Genomic DNA, 16,883 nt, shown 5'->3' on the forward strand with positions numbered 1-16,883 from the left:
GTCAACGGGCAGGCGACAAATCACGCACCCAGCTGTTCCTGATCGTATTCAAACAATAGCGTATTGACCTGATTGATGTTATAAATTTTGTGTTCCAGGCAATACCGCACGATCCAGTCCCGCTTGGAGCCATCCGAAAAGGCATAGCCCGCACTCTTGAGCAGGTCGATGGTTTCATCTTCGGACAGGTGCAGCCCCACCGCAAAGGCCAGCACCGTTTTCTTTTTGGGGTTGTAGTCGCGATTGCACTGAATTTTGGAGAAATGCTGCCGGGAGATGTTGGACTGCTTGTACACGGTGGAGTCTTTCAGCCCCCGCTCGTCAATGAGCCGCAGCAGCCGGGTGGTGAAGCTCTCGCCAAGGTTGTCCATCAGGCTTTCCAGACTGCGGGCTGTCCTGGGTGCCGCGGCGGGTGCCGGAACTGCCCCCAGCATTGGCACGGCGGCATCTTCTTCCAGAAGCCTCCGCCGCTCTGACAATTCCCTGCGCTGACGGCCAAATCCGTAGCTTTCATCGTTCTGTGCTACATAGTGGTCATCAATGTACTCCTCCACCGAGGCGAACAGCTTCCGGCTCACGGCCAGCGAGTCCCGGTCGTAAAGCACCAAATACACGGTCAGGTCGTGCTCCATGACGTACTGTGTGATGGTGTCCACCGCAATGCGGAAGGCCTGTTCTTTGGGGTAGCCATAGTTTCCGCTGGACAGCAGCGGAAAGGCCACGCTCTCGCAGTGGTACTTTGCGGCTAATTCCAATGCGGAGTGGTATGCACCGGCTAATTGTTCAGCTTCGCCGAACCCGCCGCCGTGCCACGCTGGGCAGACTGCATGGAAAATATATTTTGCGGGCAGACCGAACGCCGGGGTACACACGGCTCTGCCCAAATCGCAGCGGCCGATGGCTTCACAGGAAGCGGTCAGCTCCTGCTCCCCTGCCGCCTGATAGATGGCACGGCTGGTGCCGCTGCCCTGCAAAAGGTTCCGGTTGGCCGGGTTGACAATGGCATCCGCCGCCACTTTGGTGATGTCGTTGCGGATCATCAGAAACGGCATGGTGGTTCCTCCCTCACATGGTTTTCTTCATCCTATCACATCCGGCGGGGCGGTGCAAGGGGTGCTCTTGTTTCCTGTCCGCGCAGCTATTATAATAATAGGTACCGAAAGAAGGTGAGCTTCCTGCACGACATCTGGAATCCATGGCACGGCTGCGTCAAGTGCAGCGAGGGCTGCCAGAACTGCTACATGTATTTTCTCGACCGGATGCGGGACCAGAACGGAGCCGAGATCTACAAAACGAAAAGCGGCTTTTCCTATCCGCTCCAGAAAGACCGCACCGGACACTACAAAATCCAGAGTGGTGAGCAGATCCGGGTCTGCATGACCTCGGACTTCTTCTTGGAAGAAGCCGACCCGTGGCGGGCTGAGGCGTGGGACATCATGCGCCAGCGCAGCGATGTGGTGTTTTTCCTTCTCACCAAACGGCCGCAGCGGGTGCGGGAGTGCCTGCCGCCGGACTGGGGCAGCGGTTGGGACAACATCTTTTTCAACGTCACCTGTGAAAATCAGCGCCGCGCCGATGAGCGCATTCCCATTCTGTTTGACCTGCCCTTCAAGCACAAGGGCATCATGTGCGCGCCCTTCATCGGGCCAGTAAGCATCCGGCAGTACCTTTCCACCGGGCAAATCGAGCAGGTCATCTGCGGCGGCGAAAACTACGATGGTGCCCGCCCCTGCAATTTCGATTGGGTCAAGTCTCTCCGGCAGGAATGCGTGGATGCCAACGTGACCTTCTGCTTTATCGAGACCGGCACCGTGTTCATCAAGGACGGCAGGCGCTACCACCTGCCCAGCAAGCAGCTGCAAAGCCGGATGGCTTATAAATCCGGCATGAATTTTCAGGGCAGGCCCATTCATTTTGACCTCGTGGACGACTGGGGCTACCCCATCCCGCAGGAAGATCTCTATGTGCCGCATTTCCGCGCAAACTGCGAGACCTGCGGCAGCAAGTTGATCTGCAACGGCTGCAGCGATTGCGGAAAATGCTTATAAAATAAAGGAATTCTATCAATACAAATGAAATTTATGGCTGATCTGATGTGCAATTTCATCCGGCAGCGGGCGGAAACCGATGCAGGTCAGGGTCATGCCTTCTCCGTTTTCATCAAATTCTTCCGGTTCCAGCTCGGTGTGGCAGGCATCCCGGATAAGGAAGAAGTCTTTGTTTTCCACAAGCCCCAGTTCTTCGGCAATTGTCTTTGCTTTCAGCAGTTGATTGCGGTTCTTTGCCCCACATACGGTCTTGGTAAACGAACCATCGAACCATTCTTCATAGGTTGCTTTCTCCAACATGATTTCTGCCCGATAGCCGGTAATTTCTCCGTCTTTCTCAATAGGTTCCACGCCCTGTCCCATGCCGATGGGGTCGGTGAGGAATGCCAGCGAAGCGTGGCAGCACTGCGCCGCCAGCTTACCGGGAGACATCTGCAGATCTTTTCGTGCAATGATGAGTTGACGCATTTTTTCTCCTTCTTACGACAGTTTGATCTTCAAATCTGCCAGCAGATTCACCGCTTCCGGCAGGGAAAATTTCGCATCCTTCAGGCGGCTGCCCAGAATGTCCACCTTATAGCCTGTAGCATCCCGGAAATCCGCCTTGCGCAGATCACACTGGTAGAACTCCGTTTCGTGAAGTTCCACGCCCTTGAAATTCGCCAGCTGCATCTCGCATTTGGCAAACATGGAGCCGACAATTTCGTTGCCGTCCGAAAAGTCGAAGCGGTTAAAGTTCATTTCGGTGAAGGTGTTATATTTCAGGCTGCACTCTTTCAGCGTGTGGATGGGGTCCGGGAAGGCACCGTTGGACATCAGCGGTGCCCACTCAATTTCATTCAGGCGGCAGTCCTCAAAATCCAGCGACTGCACCGAGGAATGAGTGCTGCGCAGACCTGTGATCTCACACCGCACGAATTTGCACTCATTCAGCGTGGTATGATCCAGTTCGCACTTGGTAAAAGAGCAATCCACAAACACGCAGTCGGTAAAGTCGCAGTCCTCAAAAGTCTCCTCGGTGAACGACAGGTCAGCAAACCGTTCACCCTCACAATAACGCTCTGTCATAAAATTCTCCTGTCAGCGCAGTTCGCCTCTTTCCATCGTGGGACAAACCGTTCCGTGTAAGATTCTACGCCTTCGTGCAGATACACCGATACTTTTGTGATCTCCTCCGGCACCTCAGACGGGGCATGAATGATCTGATAGTTGTTCCCGATGAACTGGATGCGCTGGAGCATTCCCATGCCCCGCTCCATCAGGTAGGCGGTATTCTGACCGGAGAGCATCACTTCGCCCTGCCCGTCGCTGCGGGTCCACAGGTCGTTGGCAATTTCTTCGGCCAGCGCGCGCGGCATCGGATTCTTGGCGATGCACTGTTCGTCCTTATAGATCACGCCGCCGTTTTCGCAGAGAAACACACAGCAGTCCACCACCGGTGCAAAGAGCTTGCGCAGGCTGGTATACTGCCGACCGGATGCCGGGCAAAACAGAATGCCGCGCCGATGCAGCTCCCGTATCTGTTCAAAGATCTCGCCTTCCAGCTCTTTCCTGCCGTATTGCAGCAGCGTACCGTCAATATCGCTGCAAATCAGTCTGATTGACATTTTCCGTCCTCATTTTTCAAGATAATTTCAGGCAATTCCCCGGCATCCAGAACACGGATGCCTTCGTCCATCAGCATCTTGGCAAAAACACCCTGTCCGGGAATCTTTGTCCCGGAAAACGTTCCGTCGTAGATTTCCTTCACGCCGCAGCTGGGACTGCGGGATTGCAGGATGGCAAGCTCCACCCCATTTTCTTTTGCAATAGCAAGGGCTTTCGCTGCGCCCGCTCGGAACTCCCGGTCCACATTGATGCCCTCTTTGTTCGTGACAACGCCCTGCACGATTTCCGCCGGGCACCGCGGTGTGGGCAGGCCGCCCAGCACCTCCGGGCAGACCGGAACCACCTGATGCCCCCGCGCAAAATCGCAAACCGCCTGATTGTAATTGTTTCCGCCGCTGTATTTGCAGTTTTCGCCCAGCAGGCAGGCGCTGACCAGAATCTTCATTGTTGCGCGCTCCGTTTTTCAGATACTGAATCTTTTACCTATTCTACCACGCTTTTGGGCATTGAAAAAGAGGATTCTGCTTTTTCCTATCCCCATACCGGGAGGTCCGCCGTAATCTTTTCTAATTCCTGTGCAAGAAACGTCAGTCTTTCCCTCAGATGGTTGTTATGCGGTGCATCTCCATGCATGCGGATTCAAATTCGACTTTATTTCAAAAAAGCGAATTTGCTCATAAATTACCACAGAGTATTTTTTCCGTCAAGTCCTTTTTTGCGGCGGAACGTGACAAATTCACACAACAAACTCACAAGAATGAATATCTGCACTCGAATTACACATATTTCACTATAAACTCGTTTCAAAAACATCAATATGTCTTAGTTTGCAGCGCAACCATATCAAATTTTCCACGTTTTTCACAGGTCTCATTTTCACGATTCCACGCAAAAAATCGAACACTGTCAGCGTTTAACAAACACAATAAGTGTGTCCATTCATTTTATCCACCCTATTTGCACACAGTTCCGAACCAAAAGAACCGCATAAAGTTCTCATCAAAAAACAGGGAGTGACATCAAATCACTCCCTGTTTGCATTGATTGTATCAGAGTTTCGTCACCCAAAGGCCATGCAGGTTGCAGTATGCGTAAACAGCCACCGGCTTTTCACTTCCCAGTTCAAACCCCACGTTGGGAGCCTGCCCCGGATTCAGATAGCGGATCTGCCCGCCGTTCTCAGTCTCCACAAAAATCCACTGAATATAGTGAACATCCGCTGGAATGTTATCGGTGTGTTTCTTGTATCTATATGATAACATTTCCTATTTATAATTTCTGTAACTGAATCACGCAAAGCGTTTTTCTGCCGTCTTCACCCTTCCCTCTGCTCCACGATTTCCAGACTATCCCGCCCTACATGGCAGAGCAAAAACAGCACTTGCACACCTGCAGCCTTTGCTTCGGCCAGTGCCGTGCCAAACTCCGGCTGTGTGCTGACATTTGGCCGCACCTCGGTGATGCCTTCCATCTGAATCACAAAGGCCACAGCGCATTGATATCCCTTCCGTTGTGCCTGTGCCAGCTCGTGCAGGTGCTTCACGCCGCGCTCGGTGGGTGCATCCGGGAAATAGCCGATGCCGTCCACTTCCAGTGTGCAGCCTTTGACTTCCAGCAGGTACTTCTGTTCGCCCTTTTCCATGTAAAAATCAATGCGGGATTTTCCGTATGCAAACTCCGGCCTGACAAGGTCAAACTCCTGCTTTGAAAGCCATTCTCCTACCACCTTGTTGGGTGCCTGACTGTCCATGTTGACCCAGCCGAGGCCCTGCTTGTGTACCGCCACAAGGTCGTATTTTGTTTTGCGTTTCGGGTTGTCCGACACTTCCAGCCGCACCGCAGTACCGGGCAGCAGCAGTTCCCTGCACCGCCCGGTGTTCTTGACATGGACGGTTTCCACTGCTCCATTCACTTCCACATAGGCAATAAAGCGGTTGGGACGGTCAACAAAAATGCCGTCCACAATTTCTCTGTATTTCAACGTTTTTCTCCATTTTCAGTACAGGATTCGGGAGCTGTGTCCATCCTGCCTGCCAAGATACAGTTCTACGACCATCCTGCCGCTTTCGCTGTTGCAGAGTTCTTCCTTGCAGTAGCCGCAGAGTTTTCCTTCCGCTTCCGATACGTAGCGGTGCAGCGATTCCTGCAGGTCTTTCGGGATGCTGCTCCATGGAATGACATAGCTCATGCCCGTATCCCCCACATCCACGATGCAGGCCCGTTCACTGTCCTCATCGGATAAAATCAGGTTCACCAGAAACACATCCGCAAACGGTGCCCCCTGATACTCTGCCTTTTGCCGTCTGCGCTCCGTCCGAAGCTCATCCAGCGCTTGATTCAGGTCATTTTCTGTCAGCGTGGACTTGTACAACAAGATATGCAGCTTCTGCTCCACCGCTCTGCCGTCATTCTGACCGTCCGTCGGGAGTTCCACGTCTGCATGAATGGTGCAAATCTGTTTTTGCATTGCAGTACGCAGGTTTTCCAGTTTCTGCTGCCGTTCTGCTTCCAATTGTTGTGCGGACTTTTGATGTACTTCTTTGGCTTCTGGCTGTTGCGCAGCATGCTTCTGCTTGGGTTCTGGCTTAGGCTCTGACCGTTCGCTGTGCTTTTCTGCATCAGCCTCTGATGCACTATGCCCTGCCGCTGTCGGCACCGACACGCTTTTGGCACCGCTTTGTGCTGCCGATGCTTTCTGTGCCGCAGAAGGACGCTCCGTTCTCTTTGGTTTCACCGACCGCGTTGCACCTGTGCTCGTGCTTTTTACCTCCGGCCTTGGTGTTTTCACCGCAGGAACAGCATTTTTAACACTTTTCGGTCGAACCCGTGTCTGCGTCTGCCAGAAATCGCTGCCTGTGCGCTGATAATAGGACTTTTCCGCTCGTTTCCGGCTGCTGCGCACACCATCACAGATCCACGAAAAAATCAGGTAGCGCTCCAGTGTGTTCCAAAAGCTGCTGCGCCGATGGCAGGGTTTATGCCGTCCACGGGACGCATACACAATCACTGACAAGCATCCGAAGAACAGAAAGCCTGCCGCAAACCCGATCCCTGTAAACAGCTTTTTGAAAAAGCCCATCTCTCACACCTCTTCCGGTTACAGCCTTGCCTGATACACCCGCTCCGTCCGGGCATCGAAGCAGCAGAAAATCACCTGCATGGCGTAATCCGCGTGATCTTCCAGCCACTGTGCCACTGTTTTGACTGCAATCTCCGTGGCATCTTCCAGCGGGTAGCCATACACGCCGGTCGAAATTGCCGGGAACGCAATGCTGTGGAGTTCATACTCTTTGGCAAGGTTCAGCGAATTGCGGTAGCAGTCCGCCAGCTGCGCGGCATCCTCTGCTGTGCCGGAATAAATCGGGCCTACCGTATGAATGATATACTTTGCTCTCAACCGGTAGCCCTTGGTGATTTTTGCTTCGCCGGTGCGGCAGCCGTGCAGCGTACGACACTCCGCCAACAATTCCGGCCCTGCTGCCCGGTGGATGGCACCATCCACACCGCCGCCACCCAGCAGACTCCGATTGGCCGCATTCACGATGCAGTCACATTCCAGTTTGGTAATATCACCCTGCACCACTTGAATCTGATTTTTTACTTTTTCAGAAATCATTGTAAACACCTCACTTTTTGAGCAGCTCCAGCGCCTTGTCCATGGGCACACAATCGGCATAGCGGTCCGGCCAGAGGAATTCATTGTAATAGTGGTAGCTCTGCTCCCCTGTCATGTACTCGTTGTCCTGCGTGGAATTTGCATAGGCAGGAACGATCATGTGCAGGCCATGCTCAAAGCCTGCCTCCACCGTTGCATTGATGCAGAAGTCCGTCATGATGCCGCAGACCATCACATCTTTTTCGCCCTTTTCCGTCAGATATTCCAGCAGGCCGCTTTCTTTTTTGAACGCACTGCATACGGTTTTGACGAACCGTTTTTCAGTCAGCAGCGGTGCAAACCCGGAATAGACCTCAAATTCATCGTCTCCGATGGAAAAGCCTGTACCGGGCCCATCGTCATGCTGGACATAGACGACCTCGATTCCCTGTTCGCGGGCAGTCCGGATTAGTCTCCTGATGTTGCCGACAAACTTTTCAAACGCATACAGGCGTTCATCCACGATACCTTTCTGTGTATCCACAACCAGTAAAACCATGTGTAAGCCCTCCTGTGTATCTTTTGTTTCATCCTACCATAGACCGTTGCTTTCTACAAGCGGATTCAAAAAATCCCCACAGGGAAAACCTGTGTTTCACCTGCAGGGATTGATTCAGCCACCCAAGACGATCAGGATCAGCACCACGACCACTGCTCGTCGGGGAGGCCAGTTGAGTGTAGAGACGATTGAAAGAATCTGTCTGGGTTTGGGAATCACACTAAAAGACTTCTTCGATTCCTCATATTTGTAGTAAAAAGCCGCTCACCATGCTGGAAACCAGCACAGTGAGCGGCTTTAATACTGCTTCTATTTTATCCTTGGGCCATCTCCAGATAAATGTTAAGCTGCATCTGTCTGGCGATTCTATTCGTGATCCTTGGAATCGGCATCAACCTGTGACAGTGCATTTCTCACATCCCTATTTACTTCTTCCAAAGCCTGTCTGATGGGTTTGTTATGGCTCCCCATCGCCGCAGCAGTCCACAGGCGGTTTTGAAAGATAGATCTCCTTCATTTTCTGCTTAACGGCAGCAATAAAAAAGACCCCGCAGCGTATGATTGATATGTACCCGGTTTTCTGGACACCGGTTCAAAATTGAATAATTAAGCTTCCATCATGGATGCTTCCCTGAATTTAGAGGGAGGCATCCATTTTGTTTTCGCTTGGATCCTGCTGTTATTGTAATAGTCGATATAATCAGCAATAGCTTTGGAGAATGCTTCAAAGGAAGGATACTGATTCTTGATGAGTCACCCAGCGATCTTGACGGGCAGAATTATGCGCCTGATCGCAGAAAGGCTGAAAAGCGAGGTGCGGAGCGGCAGAACCATTCTCGTGATCACCCACGACAGGGAGCTGATCGAGAACTGCTGCGATAACATTGTGGAGGTTGAAAAACGATCATCATAAAACCGCCGAGGACTATTATGGGATATCCGCGCCGGAGGAATCGTTTTTCGCCCCTGCCGGCAGCTCCACCGCGATGGTCGTGCCCTTGTCCGAGCTTTCCTCCACCCAAACGGAGCCGCCGTGGAGGTCGGCGATCTCCCATACCAGTGAGAGCCCCAGTCCTGCGCCGCCGTATTCCCGGCTGCGAGACTTGTCCACCCGGAAGAAGGGCTGGAAGATACTGCGCTGATACTCCTCCGGGATGCCGCAGCCGGTGTCGGAGACGCGGAGCAGGAGCTTTTCCAATTCCTGAGTGACAGAAACCCGTACCGAGCCACCCGGCCGGTTGTACTTGACAGCATTCTCCGTCAGGTTGAAGATCAGCCGGTAGATCAGTGCATCGCTGCCGGTCATAATGCCGTCGCCCTCCGCCGTCAGCGTGACGCCGAGCTTATCTGAGAGTGGCGCAAGATCTGTGAAGATCTCCTCGATCATGGGAGCGAGCTGGATCCGCTCGTTCCGCGCCACCTGCTGCAAATTGCTCATCTCCAGCAGCGTCTTGGTCATCTGCGTCAGCCGCTCCGTCTGCTCGCGCAAAAGCGTGAGGAATTCCGCCGTCTCCGGCCGCACATCAGGATGCTCCGCGGAAAACAGCTCCAACTGCGCCTGCATTAGTGCCAGTGGCGTGCGCAGCTCGTGGGCGGCGTTGCCGGTGAACTGCCGCTGGGCGGAAAAGGCGTTGTTCAGCCGCTCCAGCATCTGGTTGAACGAGCGGCTCAGCTGCCGGAACTCCGAAATAGTGTCTTCATCGATCCTCATATCGGCAAGATTGTTCAGCTGCACCTGCTCCACCTGCGAGGTAAAGCTGCGCAGGGGCTTGAGAGCGCGTCCGCTGACGAAATAGGCGAGGATGCCGCTGAGCAGCGTTACCGCCGCCGTGATGTACCAGTTGGTGGTGCGGAAGCGCCCCTGCACCCCATCGACGACGATGGTCAACTCCTCGTTGGGCGCTATGAGCTGCGGGTCAAAGCTCGCCGCTCCGCCATCATTCAGGATCACCGTACCGCCGCCTTGCAAGCTGTCCGCAATGGTGTCCATATAGTACACACCGGAGGAGCACAGCAGTAAATTCATGGCCACGCAGGTGATGCCGATGAGCAGGACGGTCATCAGCGTGATGCGCCACTGCAGGGAAAGCCGCTTCATTCCTCCTCGCCTCCCATCAGATAGCCCTCGCCGATGCGGTTGCGGATGGGGTCATAGCCCAGCACGGCGCGGAGCTTTTTGCGCAGGGCGGAGATGTGGACGCGAATGGAATTGCTGAAGCTGTCCACGCTATTGTCCCAAACGTGATCCATCAGCTCTTCCTGACTCACCGGCCGCCCCTGATGCACCATCAGATATTCCAAGATCCCTGTTTCCTTCCGGGTGAGCGTCAGCGTCTGCCCGTTGACGGCGGCGGTACGGGAGCGGGTGTCAAAGGTCAGGCCTCCGCAGCTCAGCAGCACATCCTGCTGGGTGAACTGCCGCAATGTCAGGCTGCGGATGCGGGCCTCCAGCTCCGCCAAGTGGAAAGGCTTTGCCAGATAGTCGTTCGCCCCGGCATCCAGCCCCTGCACCTTGTCCTCCACTTCGCTGCGGGCGGAGAGAATCAGCACCCGCGTCTCCCGGTCGGTCTGCCGCAGGGTGCGCAGCACTGTCATGCCGTCCTTTTTCGGCAGATTCAGATCAAGAAGCACCAGATCGTATCGTTCCACGCCCAGAAGCGCCAGCGCCTTTTCCCCGTCATAACAGTAGTCCACGCTGTAGGCCAGCCGCCGCAGGCTGCGGACGATGGTCTCGCACAGGGCGCGTTCATCTTCAATTACTAAAAGGTGCATGAGAGCCCTCCTTTATATTTCTTCGTTTTTTGTGTTGCTTTCATTATAGCAAAAATAGATAAGGTTTGCGTTAAGTTTTCGTTCTTAACAGAGACTTTAACTCTCCCGCGCTATGATGGGGGCAGAAAATCGGAAAGGGTGATGAAAAATGAGCTGCGGGAAAAAGGCAGCGGCGCAGATCGTGCTGCTGATGGCCGGAGCCGCCATGCTGTGCTTCGGTGTCTGGCGGGGCGAGGCGGCGACAGTGCTGAGCAAAGCAATCAAATTATGTCTGGAGTGTGTGGGCATTGGGTAAAAAGTTTTCAGGCGTTTCACAGACCATGTCCCGCTTCCGGGGCTGGATTCAGGCGGGTGCGGCGCTGCTGACCAACCTGCATCTGCCGAATTTCCTCAAGGGCGGACTGTATCAGGGGGCAGGGAAGACCGTCTGCGTGCCGGGGCTGAACTGCTATTCCTGCCCGGCAGCCTCCGGTGCCTGTCCCATTGGTGCGTTTCAGGCGGTGGTAGGCTCGTCAAAGTTCAGTTTCTCCTATTATATCACAGGCTTTCTCATTTTGCTGGGAGTCCTGCTGGGACGCTTTATCTGCGGCTTCCTCTGTCCCTTCGGCTGGTTTCAGGAGCTGCTGCATAAAATCCCGACAAAGAAGCTCTCCACAAAGAGGCTGAAGCCGCTGACATACCTGAAATACGCTGTCCTGCTGGTGATGGTTTTCCTGCTGCCGGCGTTCCTTGTGAACGATGTGGGCATGGGCGACCCGTTCTTCTGCAAATACCTCTGCCCCCAAGGCGTGCTGGAGGGAGCCATCCCGCTGTCCCTTGCCAATTCCGGCATCCGGGCGGCGCTGGGCAAGCTGTTTACATGGAAATTCAGCATCCTGCTGTCGGTGATCGTGCTGAGCGTGCTGTTCTACCGACCCTTCTGCAAGTGGCTCTGCCCGCTGGGCGCGTTCTACGCGCTGTTCAACCGGGTGTCCCTCTTCCAGATGAAGGTGGACAAGAATAAGTGCGTTTCCTGCGGGAAATGCGCCAGAGCCTGCAAGATGGATGTGGATGTGACGAAAACGCCCAACCATACCGAGTGCATCCGCTGCGGAATGTGCATCCGCGCCTGTCCGACGAACGCCGTGTGCTTCCGCTACGGCTTCGGCGATGGAAAAGAGAAAGAAAACGCAGCGACACTGCGAGAAAACAACAACAAAGCTTAAGGAGAAACGAATATGAATGTAAAGAAGATACTGGCTCTGATGCTGTGCGCGATGATGCTGCTCTCCCTTGCAGCCTGCGGCGCAAAGGGCAACGACAAGCAGGCGGATATGAGCGGAGACAGCTCCGCCATGACTGGCGAGCCGAAAAACGCCGAGAAGGCACTCGCCCTGCACAAGGAGCTGCTGGAGCGGGAGAACGCGATTCTGTCGGAAAATACCGAGCTGTGGGAAAAGGTTTTCATGGCGGCCGACAAGGGCATGACCATGCAGGAGGACGGCAAAAACTACGGCGACTTCCTGCTGGATACCGTCGAGGCCGCTAAAGAGCAGTTCACCGACAAGGAGTATGCGTGGCTGAAGGAGTCCGCCACGGAGATCAGCAAGATTGAAAACAGGCTGACCGAGTTGGAAGAGAAGTATCCCGAGATCATGCAGAAATCCATGGACGGCGATATGAGCATGCCTGCGGGCAGCGACACGAGCAACCCTCCCGACGACGGCAGTATGCAGAAGTTCCCCGCCTTTGAAGGGAAAGATCTGGACGGCAACACGGTGAAGAGCGACGAGCTGTTCTCCGCCAACGCCGTCACCGTGGTGAATTTCTGGTTCACCACCTGCAATCCCTGCGTAGGCGAGCTTTCCGAGCTAGATGCGCTGAACAAGGAACTGGCGGAGAAGGGCGGCTCCCTCATCGGTGTCAACACCTTCACGCTGGACGGCGACGAGAAGGCAATTTCCGAGGCGAAGGATGTGCTTGCCAAGAAGGGCGCCACCTATCAGAACGTGTATTTTGACTCCGACGGTGAGGCGGGAAAGTTTACCACCAACATCTTTGCCTATCCCACCACCTATGTGGTCGACCGCAGCGGCAATATCGTGGGTGAACCCATCGTAGGCGCCATCACGGAAAAGAAGCAGGCGGAGACGCTGCAAAAGCTCATCGACCAGGCTCTTGCCGCTGATATGGGCTGACCCGAGATTTAAAAAGTGCCTGCTGCGCGCCATTGCATTGCCCTCGGCGGGCAAGGAGCGGAGTGAACCCTGATTCCCCTGAAAGGAGGAAACGCGATGTATCGAAGTGTATTGGCCCTGCTTTTCGCCGCAGTGCTGCTGGGCGGCTGCGCCGCCGGGAAGCAGACTGTGCCGAAGGAAAAGAGCGGACAGGAAACAAACATGGACGGAGCGGCTTTTGACCGGTCCGACGAGGAGATCACCTATATGGATACCACAGACAATGTCATCTATCTGGCGGGCGGCTGCTTCTGGGGCATGGAACAGCTGATGCAGTCCATCCCCGGCGTTATCGATGCCGAGAACGGCTACGCCAACGGCACCTGCGAGACGGACGCCGATTACAAGACTGTCTGCAAGGGAGAGACCGGCTTTCGGGAGACCGTGCGGGTGGAATACGACCCCGAGCAGGTGAGCCTCGACGCGCTGCTGCTGGCCTACTTCTATGTCATCGACCCCACGGTGCAAAACCGGCAGGGCAACGACCGGGGCAGCCAGTACCAGACCGGCGTTTACTTCACCAATGAAAGTGCGAGAGAAACGGTGAAGCGCATCGCGGAGATCGAGCGGGGACGCAGCGAGAAATTCTTTGTGGAGATCGGCCCGCTCAAGAACTACTATCCCGCCGAGGAATACCATCAGAACTACCTCGAAAAGAATCCGGGCGGCTACTGCCACATCCCGCGCGCGGAGATGGAGCTTTTTTCCCGGCTGCGCATCGACCCGGGCGACTATCAGAAGCCCGCGGCGGAATCCATCCGGGACAAGCTGACGGCGGAGCAGTACCGTGTTACGCAGGAGAGCGGCACGGAGCGCCCTTTCACAGGCGAGTTCTGGGATAAGTTTGAAAAGGGCATCTATGTGGATGTCGTCACCGGCGAGCCGCTCTTTTCCTCCACGGATAAGTACGAGAGCGGCTGCGGCTGGCCGGCTTTCACAAAGCCCATCGAGGGCCCTGCCGTGGTGGAACTGGAGGACCTGAGCCACAGCATGCGCCGTACAGAGGTCAGAAGCCGTGCCGGAGATTCTCACCTTGGTCATGTGTTCACCGGCGATCCGGAGTCCCCCAATGGCGTGCGCTACTGCATCAACAGCGCGGCCCTGCGCTTTGTGCCTTACGCAAAGATGAAAGCAGAGGGCTACGGATACCTGCTGTACCTGTTTGAAAAATAGGACGCAAACGGTCGGCAGTTCTCATGCAAGGAACTATCAGCACATCACAGCATATCGGACTGCCACCGGGCAGTCCGATATGCTGTGAATGGAACAGAGAAGCGCCCGTATCAGCATTTATGCTGGCACGGGCGCAAATCATTTAAGGCATGCTTTACACCCCTGTTTCTTTCATTATATCAGAAACGGGGAGATGACTTTGTGGTTTTTTGACAGGCTGAAGAAGGCTCCGGCGCTTTTGGCACCGGAGCCTTCCTTGAGTCTTACTTCGCTAGTACAACGGAAATTTTGATCTCCTTTTCCGCCTCGCTCAGGTCGAACGCACCGCCGTCGGCAACGGTCACGCGCAGCTCATAGAGCGTGCCGGCGGTAAGTTCCGTTACAGCCTTGCCGTCCTCGTCTGTGATCGACCACAGTGCAGGATCGACCTTTGCTAGCTTGCCGTCCACGCCATAGGCGTAGAGGGTCAGACCGGAGGTGCTGCCGGACAGGTTATTCATGCGGAAAGCTACCGTGGTGTTGGGATGTACGTTGCGGACGGTCACAGTGTTGCGCCAGCTTGCAACGGTGCCTTCGCCGCCGTCCTGCGCAAACTGTTCCTGCGAGAGGACATTTCTTGCTGCCTGATCAAGATCGACCTTGCGGTAGGGCATTTCGGGCAGATAAACGAAACGGTCCTGCAAACGAAGCAGTTCCAGATAGCCTGTCGGGCAGTAGAGCGCATTGCCGCTGTTGCCGGCATACATTCCAATGGCCATGTTGTTATAGCCGTACTTGTTGGAAACATCCATCGTGAAAACAGTCTCGCCGGTTTCAAAATCCAGAATGATGTACTGCCACATCCCGGTGGTCACATCCTGCACATAGCCGTAGATATAGCCCGTTGCGGTGGAAAGCTTCAGGATGGAAGTGTCGCTCAGGTCGTTCCGGCTCCAGATGCTCTTCATCTCGTAGCCGTTTGCGGTCTTTACGGTGTCCATGCGCTCGATGCCGGGGGCGATCATGATGTTGCCCTTCATGAGCCAGTTCTGGTCGTAAATATTGGCGTAGCTCTGGATGGAGGAGTCGTTGTTGGGATCAGCCAGACCTGCATTGCCCGCGCCAAACCAGTTGCAGACGATGGTGCTGACGGTGCCGTTGCCGTCGTCATAGACGATGGCAGAGTTCTCAACGGCTACCTGATAGCCCTCGGGCAGGTCATCCAGCACCGGGGCGCTTGCCACGACCTCGCCGGTCTTCATATCGAGCGCAAGAAGGTTTACGATATCCTGATTGTCGGTGAACAGCACAAGGTTCGGTGTCAGTGTGGGAGAGCAGCCGCCGCCCCATGCAAGACCGCCGCCGGTGGTCTTATCGCCTTCGCCGCTCACCTTTGCACCTGCGCTCTCATAGGGCGTGCACCACACAACGTCTACGCCTTCTTCTGCACGCAGAAGATAGCAGTTCTGGTTGGTGAGGACCACCGCACCCTCCTTGGAGGCGGCGATGCCGTTCTCGGCACCCTCGCCGGGGGTCAGCTCGTAGACAAAGACAGCCTTTGAAAGGTCAGTCTGCTCGCCGTTCAGGATCGCATCAATGGCAGAACGGGCAATATAGCCGATGACGCCCTGCTGCTGGCGCTGCGGATAAATGCGGAAGCCGCCCGTTGCAAACCAGAGGTTTCCGTCATAGTCAAAGACCACGGACAGAAGATTCTGCGTCAGTTCTTTTCCAAGCGCGGCCTCGGCAGCAGCTTTGATATCAATGTCCAGCACCTTTTCAAATTCCGGCAGAACATTGCCGTTTTCATCCGTTGCGCGGAGCATCAGCACATGGTTGTTGCTCGTGGGGCAGACGATGCGGTTGGATTCGTCAAGGAAGGTATAGGAGCTCTGGATAACGTAACCGCCGCCGTCATGCTGTTTGGGGGAGAAATAGCCGAGCGTCTTTGTCTCTTCGGCGTTCAGATCTCGGATGGCGATGCCGCCCAGCAGCGGCACAACGGCATGACCGTAGCTGTCAAAGTAGATGGCGGGCGAAGCGTTCGCGTTCGTCGTCTCATAGGAAACGTTGATCTCGGGATAGATCGCAAGCGGCAGGATCTCATCCGTTGAATCTGTGTTGTAGCCGTCGTGATGAATGTTTGCATCGCTCTTGGCCATGTAGGGGTTCTCATCTACCTGCTTGGGGTGCAGGGCTTTCACGGGCAGTGCCGTAGAGGTGGGTTCCTCCGCCGCGGGCTGTACCGCAGCAGGCTGTGCGGGAGCTGCAGAAGCGGCGCTGCTGTCCGCAGGGGGCTGCGTTCCGCCGCAGGCAGCCATGGAAAGGCACAGGGCAGCTGTCAGGGACAGGCTTAACGCAGAATGGATGATATTTCTCTTTTTCATAAACCGTTCTCCTTGTTGTGTTCGTTGCGGTCAGACCGGAGCGGCGCTTTCTTGTCCAGCCAGCTGCAAAAGCCCTGCCGTAAAGCGTCTTCGGTCACCGGCTCGAGCAGAAAGTAGTCTGCGCGCAGCCGGAAGGCGTGGAGCGAAAAATTCAGGTCACTGCACCAGATGATGCGCGTTTGGGGACAAAGTGTGCGCAGATGCTCTACCGCGTTCAAGCCATCGACACCCGGCAGGGCAATCAAGGCATTGGTCAGCGGCTCGTTGTGTGCGGCTTCAAAAAAGCTTTCCTGATCGCGGTAACAATCCATTTGGGGAAACAAACAATGCTCGGCGCAGAACCGTAGGAGCTGCTCTGCTAAAAAGGCTTCCTGCGCCATGCTGTTTGTCAGCACGGCGATTCGATGCACAACACCCCTCCTTTCCTTCTGCCGTCGTTGGGGGTTTTTCTGTCTTCAGTATACGGGCAGGCGCAGCCTTTTCAAGGCATTTGGCACGAAAGCCCGGTTTCCGGCACGAAATCCCGGTTTCTGCTGCGACAGAACC

20 protein-coding genes and 1 pseudogene are annotated in these 16,883 nt (G+C 55.0%); 6 read left to right on the forward strand and 15 right to left on the reverse strand.

All coding sequences use genetic code 11. The annotated features are described in order from the left end of the window. Nucleotides 1-20: 20 nt before the first annotated feature. Complete coding sequence (locus J3351_RS07320; protein ID WP_207697433.1) at nt 21-1,052, reverse strand: macro domain-containing protein; 1,032 nt, start codon at nt 1,050-1,052, stop codon at nt 21-23. Between the two features lie 114 nt (nt 1,053-1,166). Here J3351_RS07320 and J3351_RS07325 point away from each other — a divergent pair, with 114 nt between their 5' ends. Then, entirely contained in the window at nt 1,167-2,048 is an 882-nt protein-coding gene (locus J3351_RS07325) for a DUF5131 family protein (protein ID WP_374222239.1), read from the forward strand. Between the two features lie 15 nt (nt 2,049-2,063). On the opposite strand, the gene J3351_RS07330 is transcribed toward J3351_RS07325, so the two are convergent. The 10 genes and pseudogenes from J3351_RS07330 to J3351_RS14340 form a co-directional block, all read right to left on the reverse strand. Next, nucleotides 2,064-2,516, reverse strand: a complete 453-nt coding sequence (locus J3351_RS07330; protein ID WP_005921358.1) for an aminoacyl-tRNA hydrolase — start codon at nt 2,514-2,516, stop codon at nt 2,064-2,066. A gap of 12 nt (nt 2,517-2,528) precedes the next feature. Further along, nucleotides 2,529-3,116, reverse strand: coding sequence for a pentapeptide repeat-containing protein (locus J3351_RS07335; protein ID WP_207697434.1), 588 nt, complete (start codon nt 3,114-3,116; stop codon nt 2,529-2,531). Then, nucleotides 3,113-3,655 carry an HAD family hydrolase gene (locus J3351_RS07340; RefSeq protein ID WP_242699346.1) on the reverse strand — a complete coding sequence of 181 codons (543 nt, stop codon included), beginning with the start codon at nt 3,653-3,655 and terminating at the stop codon, nt 3,113-3,115. Before J3351_RS07340 ends, J3351_RS07335 begins: the two co-directional genes overlap by 4 nt. Further along, complete coding sequence (locus tag J3351_RS07345; protein WP_207697435.1) at nt 3,640-4,101, reverse strand: DUF523 domain-containing protein; 462 nt, start codon at nt 4,099-4,101, stop codon at nt 3,640-3,642. The genes J3351_RS07340 and J3351_RS07345 overlap by 16 nt, the downstream gene beginning before the upstream one ends. 604 nt (nt 4,102-4,705) lie before the next feature. Then, nucleotides 4,706-4,873 (reverse strand): annotated as a pseudogene (locus J3351_RS07350) (desulfoferrodoxin family protein); the annotation flags it as partial. A gap of 98 nt (nt 4,874-4,971) precedes the next feature. Continuing rightward, nucleotides 4,972-5,637 carry a DNA/RNA nuclease SfsA gene (sfsA, locus tag J3351_RS07355; RefSeq protein WP_207697436.1) on the reverse strand — a complete coding sequence of 222 codons (666 nt, stop codon included), beginning with the start codon at nt 5,635-5,637 and terminating at the stop codon, nt 4,972-4,974. A gap of 15 nt (nt 5,638-5,652) precedes the next feature. Beyond that, nucleotides 5,653-6,735 (reverse strand): hypothetical protein, encoded by a 1,083-nt coding sequence (locus tag J3351_RS07360; protein ID WP_207697437.1) that lies wholly within the window; start codon nt 6,733-6,735, stop codon nt 5,653-5,655. An 18-nt stretch (nt 6,736-6,753) separates the two neighbouring features. Next, on the reverse strand, nt 6,754-7,272 hold the full coding sequence (locus J3351_RS07365; protein ID WP_207697438.1) for an O-acetyl-ADP-ribose deacetylase: 519 nt from the start codon (nt 7,270-7,272) through the stop codon (nt 6,754-6,756). Nucleotides 7,273-7,282: 10 nt separating this feature from the next. After that, a complete protein-coding gene (locus J3351_RS07370; RefSeq protein ID WP_207697439.1) occupies nt 7,283-7,810 on the reverse strand; it encodes an isochorismatase family protein in 528 nt (175 codons plus the stop codon). 606 nt (nt 7,811-8,416) lie between these two features. Next, complete coding sequence (locus J3351_RS14340) at nt 8,417-8,560, reverse strand: IS3 family transposase (RefSeq protein WP_097770794.1); 144 nt, start codon at nt 8,558-8,560, stop codon at nt 8,417-8,419. 31 nt (nt 8,561-8,591) lie between these two features. Here J3351_RS14340 and J3351_RS14255 point away from each other — a divergent pair, with 31 nt between their 5' ends. After that, entirely contained in the window at nt 8,592-8,723 is a 132-nt protein-coding gene (locus tag J3351_RS14255) for a hypothetical protein (protein ID WP_255668640.1), read from the forward strand. Between the two features lie 15 nt (nt 8,724-8,738). Here J3351_RS14255 and J3351_RS07380 read toward each other — a convergent pair whose 3' ends face one another. Continuing rightward, a complete protein-coding gene (locus J3351_RS07380) occupies nt 8,739-9,908 on the reverse strand; it encodes a cell wall metabolism sensor histidine kinase WalK (protein ID WP_156061473.1) in 1,170 nt (389 codons plus the stop codon). Continuing rightward, the gene (locus J3351_RS07385; protein ID WP_097770659.1) at nt 9,905-10,582 is read right to left on the reverse strand and encodes a response regulator transcription factor; all 678 of its coding nucleotides are present in this window, start codon (nt 10,580-10,582) and stop codon (nt 9,905-9,907) included. The genes J3351_RS07380 and J3351_RS07385 overlap by 4 nt, the downstream gene beginning before the upstream one ends. Nucleotides 10,583-10,730: 148 nt before the next feature. Here J3351_RS07385 and J3351_RS07390 point away from each other — a divergent pair, with 148 nt between their 5' ends. The 4 genes from J3351_RS07390 (at nt 10,731) to msrB (ending at nt 13,971) form a co-directional block, all read left to right on the forward strand. Beyond that, a complete protein-coding gene (locus J3351_RS07390) occupies nt 10,731-10,877 on the forward strand; it encodes a CD1871A family CXXC motif-containing protein (protein WP_165643166.1) in 147 nt (48 codons plus the stop codon). A 25-nt stretch (nt 10,878-10,902) separates the two neighbouring features. Then, the gene (locus J3351_RS07395) at nt 10,903-11,787 is read left to right on the forward strand and encodes a 4Fe-4S binding protein (RefSeq protein WP_197037003.1); all 885 of its coding nucleotides are present in this window, start codon (nt 10,903-10,905) and stop codon (nt 11,785-11,787) included. A 12-nt stretch (nt 11,788-11,799) separates the two neighbouring features. Beyond that, the gene (locus J3351_RS07400; RefSeq protein ID WP_156061477.1) at nt 11,800-12,759 is read left to right on the forward strand and encodes a TlpA disulfide reductase family protein; all 960 of its coding nucleotides are present in this window, start codon (nt 11,800-11,802) and stop codon (nt 12,757-12,759) included. A gap of 246 nt (nt 12,760-13,005) precedes the next feature. Then, entirely contained in the window at nt 13,006-13,971 is a 966-nt protein-coding gene (gene msrB, locus J3351_RS07405; RefSeq protein ID WP_373417922.1) for a peptide-methionine (R)-S-oxide reductase MsrB, read from the forward strand. Between the two features lie 263 nt (nt 13,972-14,234). On the opposite strand, the gene J3351_RS07410 is transcribed toward msrB, so the two are convergent. Together J3351_RS07410 and J3351_RS07415 are read right to left on the reverse strand one after the other, a co-directional pair. Further along, complete coding sequence (locus tag J3351_RS07410) at nt 14,235-16,337, reverse strand: hypothetical protein (protein ID WP_207697441.1); 2,103 nt, start codon at nt 16,335-16,337, stop codon at nt 14,235-14,237. Then, nucleotides 16,334-16,747: a response regulator gene (locus tag J3351_RS07415; protein ID WP_179860369.1), complete on the reverse strand. Its 414-nt coding sequence runs from the start codon at nt 16,745-16,747 to the stop codon at nt 16,334-16,336. The genes J3351_RS07410 and J3351_RS07415 overlap by 4 nt, the downstream gene beginning before the upstream one ends. Nucleotides 16,748-16,883: the final 136 nt, after the last annotated feature.

The sequence above is a fragment of the Faecalibacterium sp. Marseille-Q0746 genome, assembly GCF_017377595.1.
GTDB classification, from domain to species: domain Bacteria; phylum Bacillota; class Clostridia; order Oscillospirales; family Ruminococcaceae; genus Faecalibacterium; species Faecalibacterium duncaniae.

Excerpts from the sequence above, each read along its gene's own strand:
- J3351_RS07410 (WP_207697441.1), bottom strand. The coding sequence starts at position 16,337 with ATGAAAAAGAGAAATATCATCCATTCTGCGTTAAGCCTGTCCCTGACA.
- J3351_RS07385 (WP_097770659.1), bottom strand. The coding sequence starts at position 10,582 with ATGCACCTTTTAGTAATTGAAGATGAACGCGCCCTGTGCGAGACCATC.
- J3351_RS07335 (WP_207697434.1), bottom strand. The coding sequence starts at position 3,116 with ATGACAGAGCGTTATTGTGAGGGTGAACGGTTTGCTGACCTGTCGTTC.
- J3351_RS07360 (WP_207697437.1), bottom strand. The coding sequence starts at position 6,735 with ATGGGCTTTTTCAAAAAGCTGTTTACAGGGATCGGGTTTGCGGCAGGC.
- J3351_RS07395 (WP_197037003.1), top strand. The coding sequence starts at position 10,903 with ATGTCCCGCTTCCGGGGCTGGATTCAGGCGGGTGCGGCGCTGCTGACC.
- J3351_RS07340 (WP_242699346.1), bottom strand. The coding sequence starts at position 3,655 with ATGTCAATCAGACTGATTTGCAGCGATATTGACGGTACGCTGCTGCAA.
- J3351_RS07400 (WP_156061477.1), top strand. The coding sequence starts at position 11,800 with ATGAATGTAAAGAAGATACTGGCTCTGATGCTGTGCGCGATGATGCTG.
- J3351_RS07380 (WP_156061473.1), bottom strand. The coding sequence starts at position 9,908 with ATGAAGCGGCTTTCCCTGCAGTGGCGCATCACGCTGATGACCGTCCTG.
- J3351_RS07345 (WP_207697435.1), bottom strand. The coding sequence starts at position 4,101 with ATGAAGATTCTGGTCAGCGCCTGCCTGCTGGGCGAAAACTGCAAATAC.
- J3351_RS07330 (WP_005921358.1), bottom strand. The coding sequence starts at position 2,516 with ATGCGTCAACTCATCATTGCACGAAAAGATCTGCAGATGTCTCCCGGT.
- J3351_RS07390 (WP_165643166.1), top strand. The coding sequence starts at position 10,731 with ATGAGCTGCGGGAAAAAGGCAGCGGCGCAGATCGTGCTGCTGATGGCC.
- J3351_RS07320 (WP_207697433.1), bottom strand. The coding sequence starts at position 1,052 with ATGCCGTTTCTGATGATCCGCAACGACATCACCAAAGTGGCGGCGGAT.
- msrB (WP_373417922.1), top strand. The coding sequence starts at position 13,006 with ATGGATACCACAGACAATGTCATCTATCTGGCGGGCGGCTGCTTCTGG.
- J3351_RS14255 (WP_255668640.1), top strand. The coding sequence starts at position 8,592 with ATGCGCCTGATCGCAGAAAGGCTGAAAAGCGAGGTGCGGAGCGGCAGA.
- J3351_RS07370 (WP_207697439.1), bottom strand. The coding sequence starts at position 7,810 with ATGGTTTTACTGGTTGTGGATACACAGAAAGGTATCGTGGATGAACGC.
- J3351_RS07365 (WP_207697438.1), bottom strand. The coding sequence starts at position 7,272 with ATGATTTCTGAAAAAGTAAAAAATCAGATTCAAGTGGTGCAGGGTGAT.